The organism is Pseudoalteromonas sp. UBA2102 (assembly GCF_002331165.1).
Lineage (GTDB): Bacteria > Pseudomonadota > Gammaproteobacteria > Enterobacterales > Alteromonadaceae > Pseudoalteromonas > Pseudoalteromonas atlantica.
In genome coordinates this window covers 55,411-60,123 of record NZ_DCYU01000033.1, presented here as the reverse complement: position 1 = coordinate 60,123, position 4,713 = coordinate 55,411, and the positions used below count along the sequence as shown (strand labels likewise).

At 42.0% G+C, this 4,713-nt stretch carries 3 protein-coding genes and 1 pseudogene; 1 reads left to right on the top strand and 3 read right to left on the bottom strand.

Annotated elements, in window-relative coordinates:
* Positions 1 to 62: 62 nt before the first annotated feature.
* Both dnaJ and dnaK read right to left on the bottom strand, forming a co-directional pair.
* Positions 63 to 1,205: a molecular chaperone DnaJ gene (gene dnaJ / locus B2R65_RS04030; RefSeq protein ID WP_024031901.1), complete on the bottom strand. Its 1,143-nt coding sequence runs from the start codon at positions 1,203 to 1,205 to the stop codon at positions 63 to 65.
* Between the two features lie 201 nt (positions 1,206 to 1,406).
* Positions 1,407 to 3,326 carry a molecular chaperone DnaK gene (gene dnaK / locus B2R65_RS04025; RefSeq protein ID WP_273607984.1) on the bottom strand — a complete coding sequence of 640 codons (1,920 nt, stop codon included), beginning with the start codon at positions 3,324 to 3,326 and terminating at the stop codon, positions 1,407 to 1,409.
* Positions 3,327 to 3,567: 241 nt separating this feature from the next.
* Here dnaK and B2R65_RS04020 point away from each other — a divergent pair, with 241 nt between their 5' ends.
* Positions 3,568 to 4,389, top strand: coding sequence for a thioesterase family protein (locus B2R65_RS04020; RefSeq protein WP_064386624.1), 822 nt, complete (start codon positions 3,568 to 3,570; stop codon positions 4,387 to 4,389).
* 24 nt (positions 4,390 to 4,413) lie between these two features.
* On the opposite strand, the pseudogene B2R65_RS04015 reads toward B2R65_RS04020, so the two are convergent.
* Positions 4,414 to 4,713: pseudogene (locus B2R65_RS04015) on the bottom strand (substrate-binding periplasmic protein); the annotation flags it as partial.

Genomic DNA, 4,713 nt, shown 5'->3' with positions numbered 1-4,713 from the left:
GAATTTGAGCCAAAAAAAACGGTGCATCAAGCACCGTTTTTTTTAGTTTTTACGATAACTAATTACTTAGTTAAATCGTCAAAAAACTTTTTAACGCCGTCAAAAAAGCCTTGCTCTTTAGGACGGTTTTTTGAGCTATCTTTGCCCATGCTCTCGTCTAACTCTTTAAGTAACTCGCGTTGACGCTCGTTTAAGTTAACTGGCGTTTCAATCACTACTTTACAAATTAAGTCACCTTGAGCACCACTACGAACCGATTTAACACCTTTACCACGCATACGGAACATTTTGCCCGTTTGTGTTTCAGACGGTATTTTAAGTTTTGCACGGCCATCAAGCGTAGGCACTTCAATTTCGCCACCTAAACCTGCGGTAGTAAAGCTAATTGGCACTTCGCAGTACAAGTTATTCGCATCGCGTACAAAAATTGGGTGTTCGCGTACCGATACTTGCACGTATAAGTCGCCAGCTGGCGCTCCGTGCATACCCGCTTCGCCTTCACCGGTTAAACGAATACGATCGCCTGTATCTACGCCTGCTGGAATTTTAACTGACAACGTTTTCGTTTTCTCAACACGCCCTTGTCCGTGACACTTATCACATGGGTCTGAAATAATCTGACCTTGTCCCTGACACGTAGGACACGTTTGTTGAACAGCAAAGAAACCTTGGCGCATCTGCACTTGGCCAGCACCATGACACGTAGTACATGTTTTAGGCTTAGAGCCCGCTTTTGCACCACTGCCATCACATGGCTTACAGCTAACCCACGTAGGTACTTTTATTTCTACTTCTTTACCACGAACCGCTTCTTCTAAGCTTAGGTCCATGTTGTAACGTAAATCTGATCCACGTTGTTGACGCGATTGACGACGGCCACCACCGCCACCAAAAATGTCACCGAACACATCACCAAAAATATCACCAAAATCGCCTTGACCACCACCGCCAAAGCCACCGTGACCGCCGCCACCGCCTTGTTCAAAGGCAGCATGGCCGTATTGGTCATACATTTGACGTTTTTGATCGTCGGTTAAAATCTCGTAAGCTTCTTTTACTTCTTTAAATTTAGTTTCGAGATCTTTATCACCGGCGGTACGATCTGGGTGATATTTCATCGCTAAGCGTTTATACGCTTTTTTTATGTCTCTCTCGCTTGCATCTTTGCTTACGCCGAGAACTTCGTAATAATCGCGTTTTGACATATCTATCACACTACTCTTTTCTATTTGCAGCTAGGCTGCGGGATAAACCGATAAATCACATCGATTTATCATGAAAATTTTAAACCTTAAATACATACAAAAGGCGCGACAAGCTGTAGCCTGCGCGCCTCAAAAGTTCATCCTACCCTAAAAACTTGAGCAAATCATGTTGTTTAGGCTAGTTAGAAGCTTAGCTGACAATTACTTGTCGTCTTTTACTTCTTCAAACTCAGCATCAACTACATCGTCGTCTTGCTTAGCAGACTGTTGTGGTTGCTCGCCTGCATCTGCGCCACCGTGTTGCGCTTTAGCTTGAGCGATTTCCATTAGCTTTTGAGACTTTTCAGCAAGTGCTTGCGTTTTAGCTTCAATTTCTGCTTTGTCGTCGCTCTTAATAGCTGCTTCAAGGTCAACAACAGCTGCTTCAATTGCATCTTTGTCTTCGCTTGGTAGTGCATCGCCAGCTTCTTCAATTTGCTTGCGAGTACCGTGTACCATTGCATCAGCTTGGTTACGAGTTGCTACTAGCTCTTCAAACTTTTTATCTTCTTCTGCGTTAGCTTCTGCATCACGAACCATTTTTTCTACTTCTTCATCGCTTAAGCCTGAAGACGCTTGAATCGTGATTTTTTGCTCTTTACCTGTATCTTTATCTTTCGCTGATACATGTAAAATACCATCCGCATCTACATCGAAAGTTACTTCGATTTGTGGAGTACCACGTTGTGCTGGACGAATACCTTCTAGGTTAAATTGACCTAGAGATTTGTTGTCGCTAGCACGCTTGCGCTCACCTTGTAGTACGTGAATCGTAACGGCAGATTGGTTATCTTCTGCTGTAGAGAACGTTTGCGATTTCTTAGTAGGAATCGTTGTATTTTTCTCAATTAGCGCGGTCATTACTGAGCCCATTGTCTCAATACCTAGCGATAATGGAGACACGTCTAGTAATAGTACGTCTTTAACGTCACCTGCTAATACACCACCTTGAATTGCCGCGCCTACTGCTACAGCTTCATCAGGGTTGACATCTTTACGTGGCTCTTTACCAAAGAACTCAGCAACTGTTTTTTGTACTAGTGGCATACGTGTTTGACCACCTACTAAAATGATATCGTTAATATCATTTACAGATAAATCAGCATCCGCTAGAGCACGTTTAAGTGGCTCAATTGACTTAGTTACTAAGTCTTCAACTAATGACTCAAGTTTAGCACGCGTTAGTTTAACGTTCATGTGCTTAGGACCTGATGCATCGGCAGTCACGTACGGAAGGTTAACTTCTGTAGATTGTGCAGATGATAGTTCGATTTTCGCTTTTTCAGCCGCTTCTTTAACACGTTGCATAGCAAGCGGATCGTTTTGTAAATCGATACCTTGGTCTTTCTTGAACTCAGCTACTAAGTAGTTGATTACGCGGTTATCGAAATCTTCACCACCTAAGTGAGTGTCACCGTTTGTAGCAAGTACTTCAAATGTGTGCTCGCCTTCAACTTCATCAATTTCAATGATTGATAAATCGAAAGTACCACCACCTAAATCGTATACTGCAACAACGTTTTCACCTTTGTTTTTGTCCATGCCGTAAGCAAGGGCAGCAGCTGTTGGCTCATTGATGATACGTTTAACTTCAAGACCCGCAATACGACCAGCATCTTTTGTTGCTTGGCGTTGTGAATCGTTAAAGTATGCAGGTACTGTGATTACAGCTTCAGTTACTTCTTCACCTAAGAAGTCTTCTGCTGTTTTCTTCATTTTTTTGAGTACTTCTGCAGAAATTTGTGGTGCAGCGCGTTTTTCACCGCCCGCTTCAACCCATGCATCGCCGTTATCAGCTTTGATGATTTTGAACGGCATAATACCGATATCGCGTTGTACTTCTTCGTCTTCAAAACGACGACCAATTAAACGCTTAATTGCAAATAACGTGTTAGTTGGGTTAGTAACCGCTTGACGCTTAGCAGGTTGACCTACTAGCGTCTCACCGTCTTGCGTGTAAGCAATAATAGACGGGGTTGTGCGATCGCCTTCCGCATTTTCAATAACACGTGCTTTATCACCATCAAGTACTGCAACACAAGAGTTTGTAGTACCTAAATCGATTCCAATAATTTTACCCATGAATCTTCTCCAACTTCAAATTCGTTAATACGTTCGATGACTAGTAAATAGGGATGCCACAAAGTTAATTCAACTGTAAAAATGAAAAAAAATTCATTTTTTGTAATTTATTTAACAAAAAACCTTAATAAAAGTAGGGTTTGATGTTTTTTACGCCAAATACACCTATTCAACACAACTAGTCTGACCAGTTGTTATGTGCTATATATGTCTGATAATGATAATTTCAAGGATATTAACGATGCATTTTGATGACTTATTAAAACAAGCCTCTGCTATTTCAAACTCTTCTTCCGCTTCGCTTGCCAATAACAGCAATACAATGGAGTTTCCTGCTAATTGGTGCCAAGGTAGAACCGCTTTTGGAGGCCTTTCTGCTGCACTACTTTATCAAGCAATCAGAAAACACATTGACCCAAGTAGACGATTACTGTCTTTAAGCACTAATTTTGTTGGGCCGCTGCTTGCCGACACGCCTTTTTCATTGTCAGTTGAAATTTTACGCCAAGGTAAAAGCAGTACTCAGGTATTAGCTAAAGTGATTCAGAGTGAACAAGTGTGCGTTATTGTCCAAGCGTGTTTTGCTATTGATAGGCAATCGGGTGTTAATGTACCGGTTAGTAAAGAAATGGGATTAAAGCCTGTGGATGCACGTCATACATTGCCGTTTATTGAAGGGCAAATGCCTGAGTTTTTTCAGCATGTTGATTTATGTCCGCAACAAGGCGCTATGCCTTTTAGCGCTGCACAGACCTCGCATTTAGGCGGCTGGATGCGCTTTAAACATACCCCAGAGGCAATTACCGAAGCACATATAATAGCCCTTACCGATGCATGGCCTCCTACATTATTACAAATGTTTAAACAGCCGGCTCCAGCAAGTAGCATGTCGTGGTATTTAGAATTTGTGCAAGAGCCAACGCTTACACCCGGTGAATGGTTAGGCTTTGAAGCAATTACACATCATGCTAAAGGGGGTTATGGCTTAGAAGATGGCTGTATTTGGTCGCAATCGGGGGAGCTAATTGCTTTGACACGTCAAACCGTTGCTTTGTTTGATTAAGTACCGCTTAGCTTACTAATGAGCTTAGTGGTAATCACTCATTATTTGTTGATATTTTCCCTTTGCTTTTATAGTTAGCAGGCCTTTATCAAATGTTTTTTGCAGCACTGCGTTGTTAAAATAAGCAGGGCGTGGGGCTTTTGGAAAAATTGGGTGAATATTAACGGGTAATGAGTGCGTATAGTCATTGTTATAGTAATGAAATATGCGCTCATCGAGGATAATTACATCCACCCAGTCTTTCATTAGCCTATCGACTTGCGCACGCTGATTGACTACTTCTTCATAACTTGCAAACTGAGCAACCCCTTTTGCAAATGGGGG

What these genes read in the sequence shown, in the direction of transcription:
- B2R65_RS04020 (WP_064386624.1), top strand. Translation starts at nt 3,568, where the DNA reads ATGCATTTTGATGACTTATTAAAACAAGCCTCTGCTATTTCAAACTCT.
- dnaJ (WP_024031901.1), bottom strand. Translation starts at nt 1,205, where the DNA reads ATGTCAAAACGCGATTATTACGAAGTTCTCGGCGTAAGCAAAGATGCA.
- dnaK (WP_273607984.1), bottom strand. Translation starts at nt 3,326, where the DNA reads ATGGGTAAAATTATTGGAATCGATTTAGGTACTACAAACTCTTGTGTT.